This window comes from Ruegeria sp. CDSA079 (assembly GCF_059612245.1).
On sequence record NZ_JBXWQF010000011.1, the window covers coordinates 1 to 20,488 of the forward strand.

The window sequence follows — 20,488 nt, forward strand, 5'->3', positions numbered from 1 at the left end:
CTGACAAGAAAGGCACTCGCGCTCAGTTCGGTACGCCTCTCTCTGCGCCAGCAACACGTTGTTTTTCAACAATATCGCCACCAAGCCGCCTTTCGCTGCGTTTGCAACCCCGACCATCGTTAATGGCAGCTTTTTGCAGACAGTACTTTGTAAACTCCCAAAATTTAAATGGAAACAGGCGTTCAGACTTGAACGGTAAAGACGCTTCCGCGGCAGTTCCGGTTAGCACCACAGCAAATTACCTGGGGGGCTTGAGGTTAGGGCGATAACCTCAAGCTTTAGTTTTGGGATAATTTCTCCAAAGCTTCTACTATGAGGTGCACCCTCGTTGATGGGTTTTCGTGGTGCGGTGCATCTCCCCTAGCTTGAGAATTCTGCAGGGTTCTTGTCGCGCGTTTTCTTGCTTCAGCCCGTTGCGGGGCAATCTCAGCAAAAAACTTTTTGCAATCTGATTTCTCATAGCCCTCAAACACGGCGACACCATCCAGCTTGGCGCGCTTTAAGTCCGAAATTAAAGACTTGGCGGGGGAAGCACCAGTTTCTGCAGCCTCATAAGGTTTGCAACTGTCTGATACATGAAACGTGTACCAAACCTCAAAGCATGGCACCGAAGTCGCTGCAACAACGGTCTTTTTACTGAAACCACGACGTTTTTTTAGTCCCGTAGCTTTGGCGATTGCATCATCATAGCTTGCGTGCCGATCCCGGTCGAACACTAGATATATCTGCTCGAAATCGTCATCGCTATTCAAAATGCGTTCTGCAGTCTCGACCACGTTGATCGGAGCTGATCCACCTTCTCCTGTGATCCTGACCTTGGCCGTGGTTAGGCCCATTTCCGCAATCAGCCGTTTGAAGTAATCTGGCTCCGTCTTTTCCCCTTCTGTGACAATCAAAACTTTGTCACGCTCTTGACGCGTGGCTCCGCGACGCTTCAATTCATTGCGCCCTTTGGCGCGGCGACGGCTATGCCTTACCATGTTTAGCGAGCCACCTTTGGGACACCACCAAAGCGCCCGTCCAAATATTTTCTTTGAAACCCTTTTGCCCCTCTTTCCTTAAAGTCCGACAACGGCACGAGCTTAGCAGCTAGGTCCGCACCCTTTTCCACGATCCAGATCTGATCGCGCCCCATGCATTCCTGCTCGGAGACCGAAGTGTCATGAGTGGTAAAAATCAACTGCGCGCCCTTGGGATTGGTTTCTGGATCGGCGAAAAGGCCCACAAGATATTGGAAGGCAAGTGGATGCAGCCCGGTGTTAAGCTCATCAACAACTAAAGTCAGGCCTGTGTCCAGAACATCCAAAATGGGGCCAGAAAGGCTAATTAAAACCTTTGTTCCAGTGGATTCCTCCTCGAGAGGTAAGCTCGTTGGTTGTCCGTTATTGTCTTGCCTAAAGGTAGAAACAATTGGAACTTTAAGCTCTTTGAGGTCGGGTGAACCTTTTGCATCAATTGCTTTGTACATCGCTAGCGCGAGTTCCTTAACCTCGGAAGTCATTTCCGTTTCTTCCAAATGAAGATCGCTCAAAGAAATGTCCGCCTCTCGCATGAAGCCAAGAATTCTCTGTTTTGAATCCTGATCTTTCAGCCATTTAGCGGTAGTAATGTTTAGATGAGAGAATGTGCTGGGGTAACCTAACCGCCACGCCTTGGTAATCCATTCATATAGAGGAGTTAAGGCTCTGGAATTCAGTCGTACCGCAGTACTTAGAAAAAGGGAGTTCGGCAGAGTTTGAGCTCTCCAGCTTTCGCGTTCACCTTTAAGTTGGGCTGCGTTTAGCTCCCATTCAACTGTACCCGTTTCAGCATCATAGGTGCGAGAGAAAATATGTCGTTCGCGACCAGTAGCGCTAGGACGGGTAAAAAGCCACTCTTCCAACACTCGTTCACGATTCACGACGAAACCGTATTGATACAGTGTCCCTTCGTGAAGAATGACTACTTCAAATTCTGATGGCTTATCACGCCATTCACCGTGAAATACGAATGGCTTGACTGGGAGCTCATCTCCGGGCGAGTTATTTCCCGAGTCACTTACAAGCCGCTTCATCGCTCCCATTGCATCAATCAGTGAAGATTTACCCGAGCCATTAGCACCAAAGATACAGGCTTCGCTCAACACATAAGGCACGGTAGAAAGGCCTGTCTCCAACACATGCCCATGGCCCGCTCGTTCCGTGGTTGCGCTAGCCGCCATCGAAAAAGTTTGTTTTTCGCGGAATGCACGGTGGTTCTCCACCGAAAATTCGATCAGCATCCGATTCACTCCTACTTTCGGCGCCTTTTTTGCATGCTTTCTCAAAAATATCTACCTAAATAAGATTACCTAGACGTTAAGCGAGTATCCGCTCATAGTTTGTAGAGCGGGTTACTGGAACCCTCCACCGCCTATGCAGCGGAAATGCGTGAAACTTCGTTACTGCATCGTGTCAGGGAAAGTGCTGTAAAATTGCAAGTGTCCTCATGCAAGCCTTGCCTTCAACCTGACCGGTTGGGGTTGACAATAGTGTTGCCCTGTTTGGCTCAGGCCGAAATTCACGCCAATGGCAACTTTGGGCTGTTACCTGTCGAATGCCACCGCAGCATTTTGTTCTAGCGGCAAAGACCGATTAGGGCTCCAAGCGGACCTACGATAGTCTGTACAAATCTGCCTCCAAGCACCTTTTCCTTTCAAACAGCACCTTGTGGCTCAACAGCCATGCCCGTCAGGTCTCCAATAGAAATCTGCTCAAGGGCGAGCACCCGAACGCGGTACATTCCCCCGACCTGTTGACAAAGACGGGCGGGCTTGTCACCTAAATGCATAACCTTGATCGCTGCAGATGTGGCTGAGCAGACCACAAGCAGTGTCCCGCACAAGGTGGCTGAGGCAGGGCATGCAGGTTTCGACCAGACACAGGATTGCCAGAACCCTGACCATCGGATGCGCAGGCATACTGATGGCGTTTGTGGTGATCGGATTTACCGGACAAATCTTTGCCGTGGGGGACTCGATTGCCCTTTTGCGTCCTCAAGCTGGCGTTTTGCTTCTGCCCTGTGCCGCGTTCTTGCTGTACCTGCACGCCAGATATTTGGCTTTGACGACCTGTGCCGTTGCCGCGATGGCCCTTGGTTCCATTGCCGCCAGCTATGCTGCGCCTTCTGCTGAATGCAACGGAACCTGCCTGACGCTGTACCAAAAGAACCTGATGAGCAAAGCCTGGCCGCGCTATCCTCTGGCTGACGATATCATCGCGTCCAACGCCCAGATTGTGACTTTGCAAGAAGTGTCCAGTCACAATCAAAAATACATGAACAACCTGTTCGAACACTACCCGTCAAAGGTCGTGTGCAGCTTTCGTCCTGAGCAAAGCGTTGCCATTCTGACGACACTGCCTATCGTGGAGAACTCGGAATTCTGCCTCAAAGGCAGTGGATTGGTCGGTGTGCAGGTTGAGGCTCCTGACGAGACTGCGGTCTGGATCGTCTCGATTCACCTGAATTGGCCATTTCCCTATGATCAGGCGCAGCAAAGTCAGATTATCGCGGATCGCATCGCGGATTTGGACGGCCCGGTTCTGATCGCGGGGGATTTCAACATGGTGCCATGGGGGGCAAGCGTCCAGCGGATCGCCGCGGCTGCGGACAATCAAAGTTTCGGAACTGCGCTGAATACGCATAACCTTGGCAGTTGGAGGGTCCCTTTGCCGATCGACAACCTGCTCTTTCCCAAGGGCACAATCGGAACAGTCGAACTGCGCCCCTTCATGGGCTCGGACCATATGGGAAAGCTCGCCCGGTTTCGTATCGAATAGCGTTTCCGCGGCACTCCTCAGCGCGCAGCTGGTCCGCCTGCCTATGTACTATTTTCGATCAGCGCTTTCAGATTGGTCAACCCGCGCTGATAGTCACCGCCGACCCATTTATCCATCATGAGCCCCATCCATCGGGATATGGGGTTAAGCCCCAAATCGGACTCGAACCCCCAGGTCACCAAGGTCGAGTTTCCACCAGACTCCAGAAGAAATGACGCCGTGGCAGTCCCCATCGGACCGAAATCCAATTCCGTTTGGACGCGCTGGTTTTCCACGCTCTCGACGATCACCTGCGAACCGGTGCCAACCTGCGGGTTATCGGAACTCCAGTTCAGAGCGTTGCCGACGCCTGCATCGGGTCCCGAGTAGGTCAGTTTGGTGTCGGGATCTCGGTGCAGCCAAGGGGACCATTGCTCGGTCTCTTGCATGGAGTTTACGTACGGAAAGATCGCTTCGGCTGGCGCATCGATGGTGATGCTGCGGGACACTTCGGCCTTGCCTGGCAACAGATATGACACCGAGACCAGCGCGATAGCAATCAGGCCCAATCCTGCAAGAATTCGTAGAACAACTTTCATCGCAATCTCCAAAACTCGAAACGTGTGCACGCATCATACAGGATTTCGGCTCTGAATCAGAACCGGAAACCGTGTTGTTTCATCGATGTCAGATGGCAAGAAATTTCTTCTGATGAGGGTCAAAACATTCCAGCCCGCCCGCGCCTATATCGGTCCACAACCCATGCAGGCTCAGTGCGCCTTCCTCAACCGCCGAGGCGATAAACGGGAAAGTCATCAGGTTTTCCAGTGATGCCACAACCGCCTGGCGCTCGAACTGGCGCGCCTGATCGACACGATCTTCGATATCCGCAACCAGATCGTATTTGGGTTTGAGGATGTCCATCCAGCGACCGACAAAGCTTTCTTTGGCTTCCAGTTGAGGCGCTTCGCCCTTGCACATGTCGATGCAACCCTGAACACCGCCGCATTGCGAATGGCCCAACACGATCAGATGCGCGACCTTCAGCGCCGTAACGGCATACTCAATTGCGGCACTGGTGCCATGATGATCGCCGTCGGGCGCGTAAGGAGGCACCAAGTTGGCAATATTGCGGTGAATAAAGAAATCACCCTGATCAGCCCCAAACATAGAGGTCACGTGCACCCGGCTATCGCAGCAGGAAATCACCATTGCGCGGGGGCGTTGCCCTTCTTCTGCCAACCGTTTGTACCAAACTTGGTTCTCGGAATATGTTGTGGCTTTCCACCCGTGATACCGCTTGACCAGATAGGTTGGCAAAGGCTTGGCATAGTCCATTGTAATGTCCCAGTTCTTCTCGGTTCAGGACGCTGTAAACCGAATTCAATAAAAATTCGAGCCATTATCCAGTTTCCCTGCAAGGTTTTGCAAAGGATTTTGCCGCCAGTATCAGACCCACGCCGTGGGGGCGTCAATACTTAGGGTGAATGTGGTGGAAAAGATAATCACGCTAGAACACAAAGAATCCGTCCTGCTGGACCCGGATCAACTCAGCGGGCTGTACAGTCAACTGGGGGACAAGAACGCTCTGGACGTGCTGTGTCGCACGGTTGAAGAGCTGGCCGTGCGTCTTTCAAACTGTGAACGCTATTGGCGACACCGCGAATGGTCTGACCTGCGCAAATGTGCCAAATCGCTGGTCGCAATTTCTGAACAGGTCGGGATGACAGCGCTTGCGCGGGTGGCAGGGGATGTGGCCCAATCCGTCGATGCCGGTGATGCAGTGGCGGCCGGCGCAACCTTGGGGCGGCTGATCCGAGTGGGTGAGCGTTCCCTGACCGCCGTATGGGATCAACAGGATCTTTCCGTCTGACAGGGGTTGCAGGCGGATCAGGCGTGGCTAGTCTGTGCTTGGAAACCACTTGTTGAGACGCCCATGACCCTGTCCTTCGCCCCGTCCTCTGACACCTCTCTGCCGCTGCATGTGATTGCTCAGCCGGATCTAGAGGGGTGGTTGCAAGAGCAACCGCAGCACGTGCAATCCTGGGTCTCTGCGAACGGGTTTTCGGCGGCGCTAGGTCAGTCTCTGCTGTTGCCAGGCAAAAATGGCGCCGCAGAAATGGCACTAGCCGGTTACGGGACTGAAGCAAAGCGCGCGCGCAAACGGTTTCCGCTGGCCGCTGCCGCTCTGTCTCTGCCGGAAGGAACCTATCATATCGCGTCCGGCCTGCCTTCGGACCTGTTAGAGGTTGAATGCCTCGGCTGGCTGCTGGCCGGCTATGCTTTTGATCGCTACGCCATACAATCCGGCGGCTCAGCGGCGCTGGTCGCTCCTGATGGGGTGGATGCAGCCCGTATTGAAGCCATGGCTCAGGCCGAGGCCCTGACCCGCGATCTGGTCAACACTCCGGCGTCGGATATGGGACCGGCGCAGATGCAACAGGCTGTCGAGTCTTTGGCCGACGAATTTGGGGCCACGTGTAGCACTGTCCTGGGTGACGCGCTGTTGGACCAGAACTTCCCGATGATCCACACGGTCGGGCGGGCCGCGGACCAGGCCCCGCGATTGATCGAGGTGAACTGGGGCAACAGCGGCCCCAAACTGACGCTCGTAGGCAAAGGCGTTTGTTTCGACACAGGCGGGCTGAACCTGAAACCGGGTGCCTCGATGGGTCTGATGAAAAAAGACATGGGCGGGGCCGCCAATGTGCTTGGATTAGCGCACATGATTATGGCGTTGGACTTGCCAGTACAGCTACGTGTCCTGATCCCTGCTGTTGAAAACGCGGTTGCAGGCAATGCTTTTCGGCCCGGGGATATCCTGACCTCGCGCAAGGGCTTGACGGTTGAGATCAACAACACAGACGCCGAAGGACGCCTTGTGCTGGCGGATGCTCTGGCACTGGCGGATGAGGGTGAGCCCGATCTGGTGATCTCGATGGCAACACTCACCGGGGCGGCACGCGTTGCTGTGGGTCCCGATTTGGCCCCGTTCTACACTGATGATGAATCCTGTGCGACGGCCCTGTCGCAATCCGCCAAGGCATCGGCCGATCCAGTCTGGCGTTTGCCGTTTCACGCGCCGTATGAGGCAATGATCGAGCCCGGCATCGCCGATCTGGACAATGCACCTTCGGGCGGGTTTGCGGGTTCGATCACCGCCGCCCTGTTTCTGCGCAGGTTTGTGGGATCGTGCCGCTATGTCCATTTCGATATCTATGCCTGGCAGCCGAGCACGGAACCCGGGCGCAGCAAAGGCGGTCTAGGCCAAGGGCCGCGCGCGATACTGAACGCTCTGCCCGAGATGTTAGGCCTGTGACTCACCTCCGCATATCTAAGCCTGTGGTCGATCTGTTGCGTGACCCTGACGGCCCCCGTAACAGGCAGGTCCTGTTCGGAGATACGGTTCAGGTCACTTGTGAAAAAGATGGTTGGAGCCGGGTTATCGCCGACAAAGACGGGTACACCGGCTGGGTGCGAACGGATCAGTTGACCAACTGTAGACCCGCCACGCATTGGATCAAAGCACCGGCGACTCATGCCTATGAAACCGCGTATTTCAAAAGCTACGATCTGGTGTCCCTCAGCTTTGGCAGCAAAATTCACGCGTTGTCAGAAACAGACCGGTATCTGGAAACCGAGTTGGGCTTTGTTCCGAAGGTACACGCCGCACCAATCTCTGAGACGCCGCAGGATCCGCTGGCAGTGGCCGAATTGTTCCTTGGGACGCCCTATTTGTGGGGTGGAAACAGCCGGTTTGGTATCGATTGCTCCGGGCTTGTCCAAGCCGCGCTTCTGGCCTGTGGCACGCCTTGTCCCGGTGACAGCGGTGATCAGGAACGCGCACTGGGTTCAACCCTGAGCGAAGGATCAGCGGCGCATCGAGGTGATTTGGTGTTCTGGAAAGGTCATGTGGCCTGGGTGTCCGGGGACAACATGATTTTGCATGCCAACGCCAGCCATATGGCGGTTGTGTTTGAACCTATGGATCAGGCCATTGAGCGCATTCAAGCACAGGGCGACGGCCCAGTAACGGCACATAAAAGGCTCTAATCGGGCTTTACCGCCCGGATCAGCTTACGTTCCAATACCCGAAGAACCGCGCGCAGATCGTGGCCGCGTTTCAGAATACGGCCATCCATGCCGACAACGGAATACATCCCTTGCCGGAACCTCAGTCGCGGGTGCTTTTCGACGCGATAGATCGGGTGTTCAGCAGTGTGCCGGAAGATCGAGAACACTGCCATGTCGCGCAGGTTCGAGATACCGTAATCCCGCCATTCTCCGGCGGCGACCATCCGGCCATAAACGGACAGTATCTGGGACATCTCATGCCGGTCAAAGGCGACGGGCATCTGCGCTGCACTTGCCGAGAACCGGCTGGGAGGCTGCATATTCATACCTCCAGCCTTGCCGGAAATCGCTTTTGAATCAAGCCTGATGCGTCATGACCCGACAATTCAGGCAGAAGTGTTACCGCCGGCCAACCTGACGGCAAATCAGGATCACGGGCAACAAACCGACAGCCAGAATGACCAACGAGGGCACGGCAGCACCCTCCAACCGCTCGTCCGAGGCCAGCCTGTAGGCTTGCACTGCCAATGTGTCGAAATTGAACGGGCGCATGATCAGCGTGGCAGGCAATTCCTTCATCACGTCCACGAATACAATCAATAGCGCCGTCAACAGGGATGGCGTTAGAATCGGCAAATGTACGCGCCGCAGAGTCCCCAGCGGCGATTGACCCAGTGAACGCGCAGCGGCATCCATATTGGCGTGCACCGTGCTTTGCCCACCTTCATACGCGCTGAGCGCGGCTGCCAGGAACCGCACCATATAGGCTGCAACCAGCAACCAGATTGAACCGGTGACCAGCAACCCTGTGGACACATCGAAAGTCTTGCGCATCCAGGCATCAAGCGCGTTGTCGAAACCGGCGAAAGGGACGATCAGACCCACCGCAATCACGCCCCCGGGCACGGCATATCCCAACCGCGCCAGATATGCCGTCACAGAGGATGCCCGCCCGGGCCTGAGCCGCTGGAAGAACCCAACGCTGATCGCCGCAAAGACCGTGATGACCGCCGCTGTCCCGGCCAAAGTCAGCGAGTTCTGGATGAACCCGATATAGCGTCGCGACAGCAGGTTTTGTTCCGATTCCAACCCCATCTCGACCAGAATGATCACCGGCAGCAAGAACCCGAACAGAACAGGTATCGCACAGAGCAAAAAGGCCCCAAAGGCGTGCAAGCCTGTAAGATCGACCGCCGGTTGCGCCACATGTTGTTTTCCGGCTTGATAATATTTCGCCTTGCCGCGCTGCGTGCGCTCGGCCACGGCCATCACCAGCGCAAAAACCAGCAGGCAAAGCGCAAGCTGCGCCGCAGCCGCACGGTCTGCCATGGAAAACCAGCTGGTGTAGATGCCGGTCGCAAATGTCTGAACACCGAAATACGAAACAGTGCCGAAATCCGCTATGGTCTCCATCACCGCCAGCAGAACGCCGCCCGCAATCGCTGGCCGCGCCATCGGCAACGAGACGCGCCGGAATGCCAACCATGGATTGTTCCCCAGCGCCCGGGCCGCCAAAAACGCCGTTGCGCTTTGCTGCAAGAACGCAGCTCGCGCCAACAGATAAACATACGGGTACAGCACAAGGATCAGCATCACCGCTGCACCCTCGGTCGAGCGGATTTCAGGGAACCAGTAGTCGCGCGGCCCCCACCCCGTTACGTCCCGCAATGTGCTTTGAACGATCCCTGGATGGTCCAGAATGAAAGTGTAGGCATAGGCCAGTACATAGGCTGGAAAAGCCAGTGGCAGAACCAGTGCAATTTCCAGAAACCGAACTCCGGGGAAGCGGGTCATCGTCACCAGCCAGGCGGCTCCGGTGCCGATGCTAAACGTACCTGCCGCGACCAGCACAACAAGGATCAGTGTCGTCGCGGTATAGCTTGGCAGAACCGTTTCGATAAGGTGCGAAATCGTGTCCGTCCCGCCCGTCACCGCAGCCAGAACCACGGCAACCATCGGCAACAGGCAAGCCGCTGCCACAAGATACGCGATCCCCGCCAACAGCCGGGTTCCACGTACGCCACGATTGCGCGATCCGTTTTGTGAATATTCGATTTCGGCCATCATCCCGGCTTGTGATTGGCAAAGGCGAAGGGTTCGCCTTTAATCGACCAAAAAGCTCGGAAACACCAGTGCGACATTCAATAAATCTGCGGCATTTGATGCCGTAGACACGTTTTCCACGGCTATTCGTAAACTCGCTGGTCCTCGATGACCAAACCGTCTTTGGGAAGTGAGCCAGGGGCCACGACCTCGATCGCGCCTTTCAGCTTCAGCACTTCGGCAACCGACTTGGCGTAGGTAGGGTTATCCCCATCCGCGCTTTCGATTTGCACGGTCATTGTGTCCATTTCGCCCTGACGCATCGCGATAACGCGGGCTTTGACAATTTCATCATGTTTGTCGACCAGTGCCGCCACCTGTTCCGGGCGCACGAACATGCCTTTGATCTTGGTGGTCTGGTCCGCGCGGCCCATCCAGCCCTTGATCCTTGTATTGGTGCGGCCGCAAGGCGAAACACCTGGCATGACCGCAGATAAATCGCCCGTTGCAAAGCGGATCAGTGGGTAATCGGGGTTCAGTGACGTCACAACAACCTCGCCGACCTCACCCAGAGCGACCGGGTTGCCAGTTCCGGGGGTTACAATTTCGACGATCACATGTTCGTCGATGATCATCCCATCCATCGCCGGGCTTTCGTAAGCGATGTTGCCCAGATCGGCTGTCGCATAGCATTGCAGGCACGAAATCCCGCGATCCGCATATTCCTGGCGCAGCGACGGGAACAGCGCCCCACCGCCAACGGCGGCCTTTGAGAAACTCAGCGCAACGCCCATCTCATCGGCTTTGTCCAGAATGACCTTCAGATAGTCGGGCGTTCCTGCGTAGGCCGTACACCCGACATCACGCGCCGCTGTCACCTGCAACTCGGTCTGGCCGGTTCCAGCGGGTAAAACGGCTGCACCAACCGCGCGGGCACCATTTTCAAAAATCATGCCCGCCGGGGTCAGGTGATAGCCAAAGCAGTTTTGCACAATGTCACCGGCGCCTACACCCGCCGCATTGAGGAACCGGCCCATGCGCCACCAGTCATGATCCGTGCTGCCCGGCTCGTAGATCGGTCCGGGGGATTGGAACACATGATGAAAATGCCGCGCGGGCTTCACCGTAAACCCGCCAAACGGCGGTCGTTCGGCCTGAGCTCGCGTCAGGTCCGATTTGCGAAATACGGGCAGCAGCGGTAGATCTTCTGCATTAAACACCTGATTAGTGTCTGTTTCAGATAGGTGCGCCGCGAATCCTGGTGCGGATGCTGCCCGCTTGATTTGCTCCACAAGCGCTGTGGCCTGATCGGAGGCGCGCTGGTCTGCCGAGCGCGTTTCGAGTGTGTCGAAATAGGTCATCGCCATATCCTCCATTCGCTCACAGCCACCGCTTGCGGCGGCGATAAGACCGCACGTCGCGGAAGCTTTTGCGGCCTTCATCGGACATGCCGAGGTAGAATTCTTTCACATCCGGGTTTTCGCGCAGCTCGGCAGCCGGGCCATCCATAACCACGCGCCCGGATTCCAGAATGTACCCGTAATGAGCAAACCGCAGGGCAACGTTTGTATTCTGTTCAGCCAGCAGGAAGGACACGCCCTCTTTCTCATTCAGGTCTTTCACGATCCCGAAGATCTCTTCGACCAACTGCGGCGCAAGACCCATCGAGGGCTCGTCCAGCAGGATCGTCTCGGGCCGAGACATCAATGCCCGACCCATGGCAACCATCTGTTGTTCGCCGCCCGAGGTATAACCTGCCTGCGACCGGCGGCGTTCCTTGAGGCGGGGGAAATAGTTGTAGACCAGCTCCAGGTCCCGCTGGATCGCTGCGGACCCATCCTTGCGGGTATAGGCCCCTGTCAGCAGGTTTTCTTCCACGGTCAGGTGTTCAAAACAGTGGCGGCCTTCCATCACCTGAATGACACCTTTTTCGACCAGAACAGCAGGGTCGCTTTCATGCACGCTTTCACCGCGATACTTGATCGACCCTTTCGTGACCTCGCCGCGTTCTGAATGCAGCAGGTTCGACACCGCCTTGAGCGTGGTCGTCTTGCCCGCGCCATTGCCGCCCAACAAAGCCGTGATACCGCCCTTGGGCACGGTCAAGCTGACGCCCTTCAGCACGAGGATCACGTGGTTGTAGATCACCTCAATATTGTTGACCTCAAGCAGGGTTTCCGCCTGCACATCAGTGGTTTGTGCCGCATCCAGCATCAGCGCGTGTCCTCATGCCTGCCCTTCAAGGGCGGTTCGTGGGGAGCGGCAGGCATCCCGCCGCTCCGGTGTTTTGACGTTCCGACCAAAACCGGAACAAAGCTGCGGTTTACTCGCAGCGCGGTTCGATGTTGTTTTCGGCGGCATATGCTGCCGAATCTTCCGCGATCAACTGACCGATCACTTCTGCATCGGTTGGCATGAAGTCCTGAAGTTTGTTCCAGGTGCCGGTCGAAGCATCCCACTGAACAACACCCACCAGACCCGGGCCGCCGTGGTTTTCACAGCTCACGCTGAACTCAGGCCCAAAGCCTGCCATACCCAGCGATTCCATCTTGGCGTTAGTGATTTCCAGCGCTTCCATACCGTCGCGCATCATCGCCGGTGTGATCGCGGTCACGCCATGCATCTCTTGCGCAGTCTTGATCGCCTCCGAGGCCAACATCGCCGCATAGAGCCCACGGTTGTACTGAACCGAACCCAACTGATCACCGGCACCAGCAGCCTTACCCGAGTCAACGACATGCTTCTTCAGGTCGTCATAAACCGGATAGTCAGCGCCCAAACCGGTAAAGGTCAGCGCCTTGTAGCCAGTGGCTTTTTCACCAGCAGGTTCAACGTCGAACTCGGCACCCGACCACCAGACACCGATGAAGTTTTCCATCGGGAAGCGGATGTTTGCGGCCTCTTGCACAGCGACCTGGTTCATCACGCCCCAACCCCACATGACCACGTAGTCAGGCTTTTCGCGACGGATCTGCAGCCATTGCGATTTCTGCTCCTGACCAGGGTGATCCACCGGCAGCAGCGTCAGATCATAACCGTGCTTTTCAGCCAGCATTTCCAGCGTGCGGATCGGTTCCTTGCCATAGGCCGAGTTGTGGTAGACCAGCGCGATTTTCTTGCCGCTCAGATCACCGCCGTTTTCGTTCAGCAGATAGTTGATCGCGCCCGAGGCCCCGTTCCAGTAGTTGGCCGGATAGTTGAACACGTTGCTGAATACTTTGCCGTTTGCAGCCGAGGTCCGACCGTAACCCATGGTGTGCAAAGGAATGCCATCAGCGGTCACTTTGGGGATCAGCTGATACGTAATCCCGGTCGACAGCGGCTGATACACCAGCGCACCTTCGCCCTTTGTGGATTCATAACATTCCACACCTTTCTCGGTGTTGTATCCGGTTTCGCATTCCACAACCCGGATCGGCTCGCCACCGATGCCGCCGTCCCGTTCGTTCAACAGCGTGAAATAGTCGTTGTACCCGTCCGAAAACGGGATACCGCCCGCCGCATAAGGCCCGGTGCGGTAGCTGAGATCCGGAATTACGAGCTCTGCCATCGCCGGCCCTGCGACCATCAGGGCGCTCAGCGCCAAGGTTGCCAGTTTCTTGTTCATCGGGTGTTTCCTCCCTTGATTGATCCGATGGTGTTTTCGGGTTTCGCACCCGTCTTTATGATTGGGCCACCCTTAGTGCGGGAATGGCCAGAGTCTGAGTTTCTCTTTCGCGACGCGCCAAAGCTGCGCCAGGCCATGTGGTTCGAGGATCAGGAACATGATGATCAATGCGCCCACGATCACCAGCTGCAGATGGGCCACGATATCCGTGGGCCAGCCGAGCACATCGACGCCGACGACCTTCAGGACCACCGGCAGCAGCACAAGGAACGCAGCCCCGGCAAACGAACCGAAAATAGACCCTAATCCGCCGATAATCACCATGAACAGCACCAGGAACGATTTCTGAATGCCGAACACCTCGCCCACTTCGACCGCGCCAAGATAGACCGCGAAGAACAGCGCTCCGGCGATACCCACAAAGAATGAACTGACGGCAAAGGCGGTCAGTTTCGCCTTCAGCGGGTTCACCCCGATGATCTCGGCCGCGATGTCCATATCGCGGATCGCCATCCACTTGCGGCCCATGGTGCCGCGCGTCAGGTTGCGCGCCAGAATGGCGCAGAGTGTCAGGAAGATCAGGCAAAACAGATAGGTGGCCCAGGCCGGCGCGTTTGGGCCGGTAATGATGATGCCGAACACATCCCGCTCGGGCGCGTTGATCTGGCCCGATGCCGAATAGTTGTAGAACCACGGCACCCGGTTGAAGAGCCACACAAGAAAGAACTGAGCCGCCAACGTCGCCACCGCCAGATAGAACCCTTTGATCCTAAGACTTGGCAGACCGAACAGAACACCCACAAAAGCCGTGATGCCTCCGGCAAGGATAACATGGATGAACATACTGACGTCGGGAAAGGCGGTCATCAGCTTGTAGCACGCATAGGCCCCCACAGCCATGAAGCCACCCGTACCGAGGCTGACTTGCCCGCAATAGCCCACCAGAACGTTCAGCCCGATCGCTGCGATCGCATAAATCAGGAAAGGCAGCAGCAGGGCGTTTGCCCAATAGTCGTTGATGATGAAGGGAATGATCCCAAACGCCACGGCCAGCACGACATAATACCGATACCGGTCAAACTTGATCGGGAAAGTCTGGCTGTCAGCGGTGTAGGAGGTTTTGAAATCTCCGGCCTCACGATAGAACATGTCTTACTTTCCCCATTCTTCCTGCGCCCGGTTGCGGGCTGCGGCATCCAGTTGGTTGGAGCCTTTGGCGTATCCGCTCGCCTCTGAGGCGCGCGCCAGTTTCAGGTAGGCCAGAACCCCCATGATCAGCCCGGCAAAGGCCAGGATTGCCGCGATGGTCAACTGGCTGTCGGTCAAATCGCCTGACGTGAGGGCGATGTACCCAAAAGCCCAGAACCCTGCCCATGCGATCACGTTGATGATGGCGATCAGCTTGGTCATGCACTACACCCTCTCGATGATCTTTTCGCCGAACAGACCCTGCGGTCGGAACACCAGGAAGATCAGCGCAAGAACGTAGGCAAACCAGTTCTCGGTCGCGCCGCCGACCATTGGGCCAATGGCAAACTCAAACAGCTTCTCACCCACGCCGATGATCAGACCGCCGACGATGGCTCCGGGGATCGAGGTGAACCCACCCAGCATCAGCACCGGCAACGCTTTGAGCGCAATCAGCGACAAGGAAAACTGCACACCGGACTTGGTGCCCCACATGATACCCGCGACCAAGGCGACAAAGCCTGCAACCGACCAGACCATGATCCAGATGAAGTTCAGCGAAATTCCCACCGACAACGCCGCCTGATGGTCATCCGCCACGGCGCGCATCGCCCGTCCCTGCTTGGTATATTGGCTGAATGCCACCAAGGCCGCGACCAGCAGCGCCGCAATCACCGTCGCGACGATATCCAGATTGTCGATGAAGAAGCCGTAGTCGAAGATGTTGAAGGTGGTCTCGTCAATCCACAGGTTGATCCCCTGCGGCAATCCCACATCAAGCGTCTTGATTTCAGATCCCCACATCAGGTCCGCAACCCCTTCGAGGAAGTACGCCAAACCAATGGTCGCCATGAATAGGATGATCGGTTCCTGGCCGACCAGATGGCGCATCACAAACCGTTGCACCGCCCAGGCCAGCAGCACCATCACACCCATCGTCAGGATGACCGCCAGCAGTGCGGGCACGTTCCAGCCAAAATAATGGAAATGCGTGCCAAATGTGGAATTGATCAGATGGGCAAACGGAACTTGCCCGTTCATGATCCCGACCAGTGTCATCGCTGCAAACAGGGCCATAACCCCTTGCGCATAATTGAAAATCCCCGACGCCTTGTAGATCAGCACAAAGCCCAGCGCGACCAGCGCATACAACACCCCGGCCATCAGACCGTTGAGGATGACCTCCATCGCAAATACGAGTTGTTCAGGCATCTGTGCCTCCCCAAATATCTGACCGGATATCAATCATGGCTGACCCCCAGATAGGCGTCGATGACTTCCTGGTTGCTGCGCACCTCGTCGGGTGTGCCATCACCGATCTTCTTGCCGTAATCCATCACGACCACCCGGTCGCTCAGATCCATCACCACACCCATGTCATGTTCGATCAGGGCGATGGTGGTGCCGAATTCGTCATTCACATCGAGGATAAAACGGCTCATGTCCTCTTTTTCTTCGACATTCATGCCCGCCATCGGTTCATCCAGCAGCAACAGCTTGGGTTCTGCCGCCAAGGCGCGGGCCAGTTCGACGCGTTTTTTCAGGCCATATGGCAAGCGCGATACCGGCGTTTTGCGGATGTGTTGAATCTCAAGAAAGTCGATAACTTTCTCGACGGCCTCGCGGTTCTCTGTTTCTTCCGCCTCGGCCTTGCCTTTCCAAAGCGCCTGCTGAAGCATGTTCGTCTTCATGAAACTCAACCGCCCGGTCATGACGTTGTCCAGCACGCTCATGCCTTCGAACAGAGCAATATTCTGGAACGTCCGCGCAATGCCCTGCTGCGCCACCTCAAAGGGCCGCATCTGAGGGCGTTTCGCGCCGTGGAACCAGACCTCGCCCTCTTGCGGAACATAGAACCCCGAGATCACGTTCAGCATCGAGGACTTGCCCGCCCCGTTCGGCCCGATGATGGCGCGGATTTCACCCTCGCGAATGTCGAACGAGATATCCTTGATCGCCACCACCCCGCCAAAGCGCAGAGTGATATTCTTCATCTCCATCACCACGCCGCCGATCTTGCGGCCGTCTTCGGTGACATATCCTTCGGAATTATCCAGCATCAGTTACTCCCTGACACAAAAAACAAGACGGCGGCGGGGCGATAACCGCAGGTCGCGGCGCTCATTCCGCCGCCACTTTGTGCTGTACAACCGCTACAACCGGCACGTCGACAATCTCGAGCGTCGCAGAAATCGACCCTTTGCGACCATCCTCATAGGTCACTTCGGTTGTCGTCGACACGCGCTCGGACCCGTCATAAAGCGCCGTGATGATGTCGTGGAACTTGTCCTCGACAAAGCCCCGACGCACCTTGCGGGTCCGGGTCATCTCACCATCATCGGCATCCAATTCCTTGTGCAGAACCACAAAACGATGCACCTGACAGCCCGACAGCATCTCGTCGGCCGCGACCGACTTGTTGACCTCTTCTACATGGTCACGAATCGTCTCTAACACTTGAGGATTTGCCGTCAGTTCCTGATAGGACGCATAGGCCACGTTGTTGCGCTCCGCCCAGTTTCCCACCGCCGTCAGGTCGATATTGATGAAGGCCACGCAGTGATCTTTGCCGTTGCCGAACAGAACGACCTCCAGAATATCCGGATAGAACTTCAGCTTATTCTCGACATATTTGGGCGCGAACATCGACCCGTCGGCCATTTTGCCCACATCCTTGGCGCGATCGATGATCCGCAGATGGCCCGAACTTTCTTCGATGAACCCGGCATCGCCCGTCGCAACCCAACCCTCAGAATCCTTGGTCGAGGCCGTCGAGGCCGGGTTATTGTAATATTCAACAAACACGCCCGGCGAGCGATAGTGGATCTCGCCCTTGTCATCGATCTTCAGCTCAACATCCGGCGCGGGGACGCCAACCGTATCGGCACGCACCTCACCATCGGGCTGTACTGTGATGAATACGGTTGCTTCAGTCTGACCATAAAGCTGCTTCAGGTTGATGCCCAATGAACGATAGAAATCAAAGATTTCCGGCCCAATTGCCTCACCCGCCGTATAACCCACGCGGAACCGGCCATAGCCGAGCGTATCCTTGAGCGGTCCGTAAACCAACAGATTGCCCAGCGCGTATTTCAACTTATCGCCAAGACCCACCGGCTTACCGTCCAGCAACAGACCTCCGACTTTCTTGGCATGCGCCATGAAGTGATGGAACATGCGCTGCTTCAGCTTGCTCGAATCCTCCATCCGGATCATCACATTGGTCAACTGGTTCTCAAACACGCGCGGCGGAGCGAAGAAATAGGTCGGCCCGATCTCGCGCAGGTCCGTCATCATCGTGTCGGCGCTTTCGGGGCAGTTCACGCAGAACCCGCACCAATAGGCCTGACCAATTGAGAATATGAAATCACCCACCCAGGCCATCGGCAGGTAAGAGAGGATATCTTCGTTTCGGGTCAGATGATCGAACTCGGCAGAATTCTTTGCGCTTTCGATGACGTTGCGGTTGGACAGCACGACACCCTTCGGCTTACCCGTGGTGCCCGAGGTATAGAGCATCACACAGGTGTCGTCATAAGTGATCGCAGCGATACGCTTGTCCAGTTCCGCATCGAACCGCGCGTGACCGGCGCTACCCTCGGCCATTATGTCTTCAAGCGCGTTCATTTGGCTGTGGTCGTACTTCCGCATCCCGCGCTTGTCGGTATACAGGATATGTTCGATCTGATGTACTTTTTCCTGAATTTCGATGACCTTGTCGACCTGCTCCTGATCACCGCAGACGACATATTTCGCGCCGCAATGTTCCATCACATAAGTCATCTCTTCGGCGACCGCGTCCTGATACAATGGCACCGGTACCGCACCCACCATCTGCGCTGCCACCATCGACCAGTAATGCGCCGGGCGGTTGCGGCCTATGACGGCGATATGGTCGCCCTTTGCAACGCCCAGCTCCAAAAATCCAAGCGCGATGGCGCGGATTTCCCTGGCGGCTTCTGCCCAGGTCCAGCATTGCCAGATCCCGAATTCTTTTTCCCGATAGGCCGGGGCATCCCCGAACTGGGTCACATTGCGGTGTAGCAGCGCCGGAAGAGACTGCATCCCTTCAGCGCCCGACTGCGTCTGAGCCAATCTTTTTCTCCTCCCCATCCGGCCCTCCTCAAGACCGGAAACGGCAAACCAGAGGTCGCCCCGGATGCCAGCGTCCCGATTAGGGACACTGGCACGATCAGCGTCAAGTTTTGCCTGATGTTTTCTCAATTCTTACGAATTGTAACAGGCATTGAAAGGTGAGATTTCTACAAGATGTGCATGCCGTGCAATTGGACGAGACTGCCAAGATCCGGGTTGAGCTTGACGCAAGCTTCTGGATGCTTCGCGCAAAAAACGATTTAGGACGAAAGGCGCTGACACGAGATAGCACGTAGGCCACGACCTGATATATAGGCCGCCCCGGAACACTGCGCCGAAAATCCGATAGCGCGACAACCACTGCTTTTTTGCCGGGGAAAGCTGGACAATGTCTGTTATCCGATCAATGAGAGGTGGCCCTCTAATTACTTCAGGACAAAAGCGTGGGACTACGGCGATACTTCAGACGGCATTTTTGCCCTAATACGCGAACTCAGGTTTACCACGCCGGTGCCGGACATCCGCTGTACAACTACATCTGCGAGTTCCCGGCCATGGAACTGATTCGCGATTTCTCCGAACCTGATCCAGAAGCAAGAGACGGGTTGATAACCAACTTCCTTGGCGTCAGGATCGAACCTCGCGTGATGCCCAGCATTCTGGATCCGTTTGCAGGCTCGGTAGAGGCGATCCCCGATCCGGGAAATTGGCATGCCGACATCGCGGAATGGGCGGCGGCGCTTCTGTCTGTGAAAGAGGCGTCTGGCACTTATCGAATAATCGAGCTCGGCTGTGGTTGGGCATGCTGGTTGAACAACATGGGCTTCGTCGCGAAAAAAAGAGGCCTGAACGTTGATTTGATCGGTATTGAAGGTGACGGCTCTCATCTGGCGAATGCCGAGCGAACGTTTCAGCTGAACGGCTTTAATCCGGACGAATTCCGTCTCGCCAACGGAGTTGCCGCCAGCAAGGAAGGCATCGCGCTATTCCCCAAGTTTGAAAAGGAACATGAAAACTGGGGCGCAGAGCCGGTTTTTTATCCGAGCGAAGAGATCCTGGCCAAAGCCCGAGCCAAAGGCAACTATACCGAGCTGGATTGTTATACGCTCGAGAACCTTTCGAATGGCGAAGCTGTCGATTTGCTGCATATCGACATTCAGGGATCGGAGTTGGACTTTGTGCGGAACAATTTCGATAGCATAGAAAAGCTTGTAAAACGCGTGTTTATCGGAACGCACTCTCGCTATCTTGAAGGCGCTTTGCAGGAGTTTTTCCTGTCGAAAGGATGGAAGCTCGAGATGGACCGCCCAGTTATTCATACGTTGATCCAAGGGCGCCCACAGATCGAAACGGATGGCGTATTGCTGTTCAAAAACCCGAACCACAACAAGCTGTCGTTGCGCTGAAAGAAATGCGGTTTGAGTCTGGTGGCTTTCACGATCGGCTTTTTTGGCGGCGTGAAAGTTCCTGGACATTCTTTGATCCACCCTTCTTGCCCACGCATTTGCAACGTTTCAGGGTCATCCATTGACCGTTCGCATTTTAACCCCTCGACACTTGGTACAACGACAGCGGACGATGTAACAAAACCAAATCGTGAATGCCGCGGCCTCAGTTGAGGGAAAGAGTCACGATCAACGTCAAGTTTTACCCGATGTTTTCTCAAGTCTCGCAAATTGTATCAGGGTTGGTGAGAGACCTTTCT

19 protein-coding genes are annotated in these 20,488 nt (G+C 55.9%); 5 read left to right on the top strand and 14 right to left on the bottom strand.

Annotation, left to right across the window (positions count from 1 at the left end; all coding sequences use genetic code 11):
- Window positions 1-278 precede the first annotated feature (278 nt).
- On the bottom strand, window positions 279-980 hold the full coding sequence (locus tag AC2FJZ_RS12930) for an RloB family protein (protein WP_496778006.1): 702 nt from the start codon (window positions 978-980) through the stop codon (window positions 279-281).
- 2 nt (window positions 981-982) lie between these two features.
- Window positions 983-2,260: an AAA family ATPase gene (locus tag AC2FJZ_RS12935; protein WP_496778007.1), complete on the bottom strand. Its 1,278-nt coding sequence runs from the start codon at window positions 2,258-2,260 to the stop codon at window positions 983-985.
- Between the two features lie 619 nt (window positions 2,261-2,879).
- On the opposite strand from AC2FJZ_RS12935, the gene AC2FJZ_RS12940 reads away from it, so the two are divergent.
- Window positions 2,880-3,797, top strand: coding sequence for an endonuclease/exonuclease/phosphatase family protein (locus AC2FJZ_RS12940; protein WP_496778009.1), 918 nt, complete (start codon window positions 2,880-2,882; stop codon window positions 3,795-3,797).
- A gap of 41 nt (window positions 3,798-3,838) precedes the next feature.
- Here the strand turns inward: AC2FJZ_RS12940 and AC2FJZ_RS12945 are convergent, their stop codons facing one another.
- Together AC2FJZ_RS12945 and AC2FJZ_RS12950 are read right to left on the bottom strand one after the other, a co-directional pair.
- The gene (locus tag AC2FJZ_RS12945) at window positions 3,839-4,375 is read right to left on the bottom strand and encodes an SRPBCC family protein (RefSeq protein ID WP_496778011.1); all 537 of its coding nucleotides are present in this window, start codon (window positions 4,373-4,375) and stop codon (window positions 3,839-3,841) included.
- 88 nt (window positions 4,376-4,463) lie between these two features.
- Window positions 4,464-5,114: a carbonic anhydrase gene (locus tag AC2FJZ_RS12950; RefSeq protein ID WP_496670158.1), complete on the bottom strand. Its 651-nt coding sequence runs from the start codon at window positions 5,112-5,114 to the stop codon at window positions 4,464-4,466.
- A 145-nt stretch (window positions 5,115-5,259) separates the two neighbouring features.
- Here AC2FJZ_RS12950 and AC2FJZ_RS12955 point away from each other — a divergent pair, with 145 nt between their 5' ends.
- The 3 genes from AC2FJZ_RS12955 to AC2FJZ_RS12965 all read left to right on the top strand — a co-directional run bounded on the left by AC2FJZ_RS12955 (window position 5,260) and on the right by AC2FJZ_RS12965 (window position 7,829).
- On the top strand, window positions 5,260-5,649 hold the full coding sequence (locus AC2FJZ_RS12955) for a hypothetical protein (protein ID WP_050604571.1): 390 nt from the start codon (window positions 5,260-5,262) through the stop codon (window positions 5,647-5,649).
- A 63-nt stretch (window positions 5,650-5,712) separates the two neighbouring features.
- On the top strand, window positions 5,713-7,095 hold the full coding sequence (locus AC2FJZ_RS12960; RefSeq protein ID WP_496778013.1) for a leucyl aminopeptidase family protein: 1,383 nt from the start codon (window positions 5,713-5,715) through the stop codon (window positions 7,093-7,095).
- Window positions 7,092-7,829: a C40 family peptidase gene (locus AC2FJZ_RS12965; protein WP_496778014.1), complete on the top strand. Its 738-nt coding sequence runs from the start codon at window positions 7,092-7,094 to the stop codon at window positions 7,827-7,829. Before AC2FJZ_RS12960 ends, AC2FJZ_RS12965 begins: the two co-directional genes overlap by 4 nt.
- Here AC2FJZ_RS12965 and AC2FJZ_RS12970 read toward each other — a convergent pair.
- From AC2FJZ_RS12970 to AC2FJZ_RS13015, 10 genes are all read right to left on the bottom strand, one after another.
- Window positions 7,826-8,176, bottom strand: a complete 351-nt coding sequence (locus AC2FJZ_RS12970; protein WP_050604574.1) for a DUF2794 domain-containing protein — start codon at window positions 8,174-8,176, stop codon at window positions 7,826-7,828. The two genes, AC2FJZ_RS12965 and AC2FJZ_RS12970, sit on opposite strands and share 4 nt — an antisense overlap.
- Before the next feature lie 73 nt (window positions 8,177-8,249).
- Complete coding sequence (locus AC2FJZ_RS12975; RefSeq protein ID WP_496670161.1) at window positions 8,250-9,914, bottom strand: ABC transporter permease; 1,665 nt, start codon at window positions 9,912-9,914, stop codon at window positions 8,250-8,252.
- 122 nt (window positions 9,915-10,036) lie between these two features.
- Window positions 10,037-11,254, bottom strand: a complete 1,218-nt coding sequence (locus AC2FJZ_RS12980) for a phenylacetate--CoA ligase family protein (RefSeq protein WP_496778015.1) — start codon at window positions 11,252-11,254, stop codon at window positions 10,037-10,039.
- Window positions 11,255-11,273: 19 nt separating this feature from the next.
- The gene (locus AC2FJZ_RS12985; protein WP_050604576.1) at window positions 11,274-12,107 is read right to left on the bottom strand and encodes an ABC transporter ATP-binding protein; all 834 of its coding nucleotides are present in this window, start codon (window positions 12,105-12,107) and stop codon (window positions 11,274-11,276) included.
- A 109-nt stretch (window positions 12,108-12,216) separates the two neighbouring features.
- Window positions 12,217-13,500 (bottom strand): ABC transporter substrate-binding protein, encoded by a 1,284-nt coding sequence (locus AC2FJZ_RS12990; RefSeq protein ID WP_496778017.1) that lies wholly within the window; start codon window positions 13,498-13,500, stop codon window positions 12,217-12,219.
- Window positions 13,501-13,572: 72 nt separating this feature from the next.
- Window positions 13,573-14,649 carry a branched-chain amino acid ABC transporter permease gene (locus AC2FJZ_RS12995; protein WP_050604578.1) on the bottom strand — a complete coding sequence of 359 codons (1,077 nt, stop codon included), beginning with the start codon at window positions 14,647-14,649 and terminating at the stop codon, window positions 13,573-13,575.
- Between the two features lie 3 nt (window positions 14,650-14,652).
- On the bottom strand, window positions 14,653-14,910 hold the full coding sequence (locus AC2FJZ_RS13000; protein WP_496778018.1) for a hypothetical protein: 258 nt from the start codon (window positions 14,908-14,910) through the stop codon (window positions 14,653-14,655).
- Between the two features lie 3 nt (window positions 14,911-14,913).
- The gene (locus AC2FJZ_RS13005; RefSeq protein ID WP_050604580.1) at window positions 14,914-15,900 is read right to left on the bottom strand and encodes a branched-chain amino acid ABC transporter permease; all 987 of its coding nucleotides are present in this window, start codon (window positions 15,898-15,900) and stop codon (window positions 14,914-14,916) included.
- A 29-nt stretch (window positions 15,901-15,929) separates the two neighbouring features.
- Window positions 15,930-16,748: an ABC transporter ATP-binding protein gene (locus AC2FJZ_RS13010; protein WP_496778019.1), complete on the bottom strand. Its 819-nt coding sequence runs from the start codon at window positions 16,746-16,748 to the stop codon at window positions 15,930-15,932.
- Between the two features lie 61 nt (window positions 16,749-16,809).
- Window positions 16,810-18,753, bottom strand: coding sequence for an AMP-binding protein (locus AC2FJZ_RS13015; protein ID WP_496778190.1), 1,944 nt, complete (start codon window positions 18,751-18,753; stop codon window positions 16,810-16,812).
- Window positions 18,754-19,337: 584 nt separating this feature from the next.
- Between AC2FJZ_RS13015 and AC2FJZ_RS13020 the strand changes: the two genes are divergently transcribed.
- A complete protein-coding gene (locus tag AC2FJZ_RS13020; RefSeq protein ID WP_496778020.1) occupies window positions 19,338-20,189 on the top strand; it encodes a class I SAM-dependent methyltransferase in 852 nt (283 codons plus the stop codon).
- Window positions 20,190-20,488 lie beyond the last annotated feature (299 nt).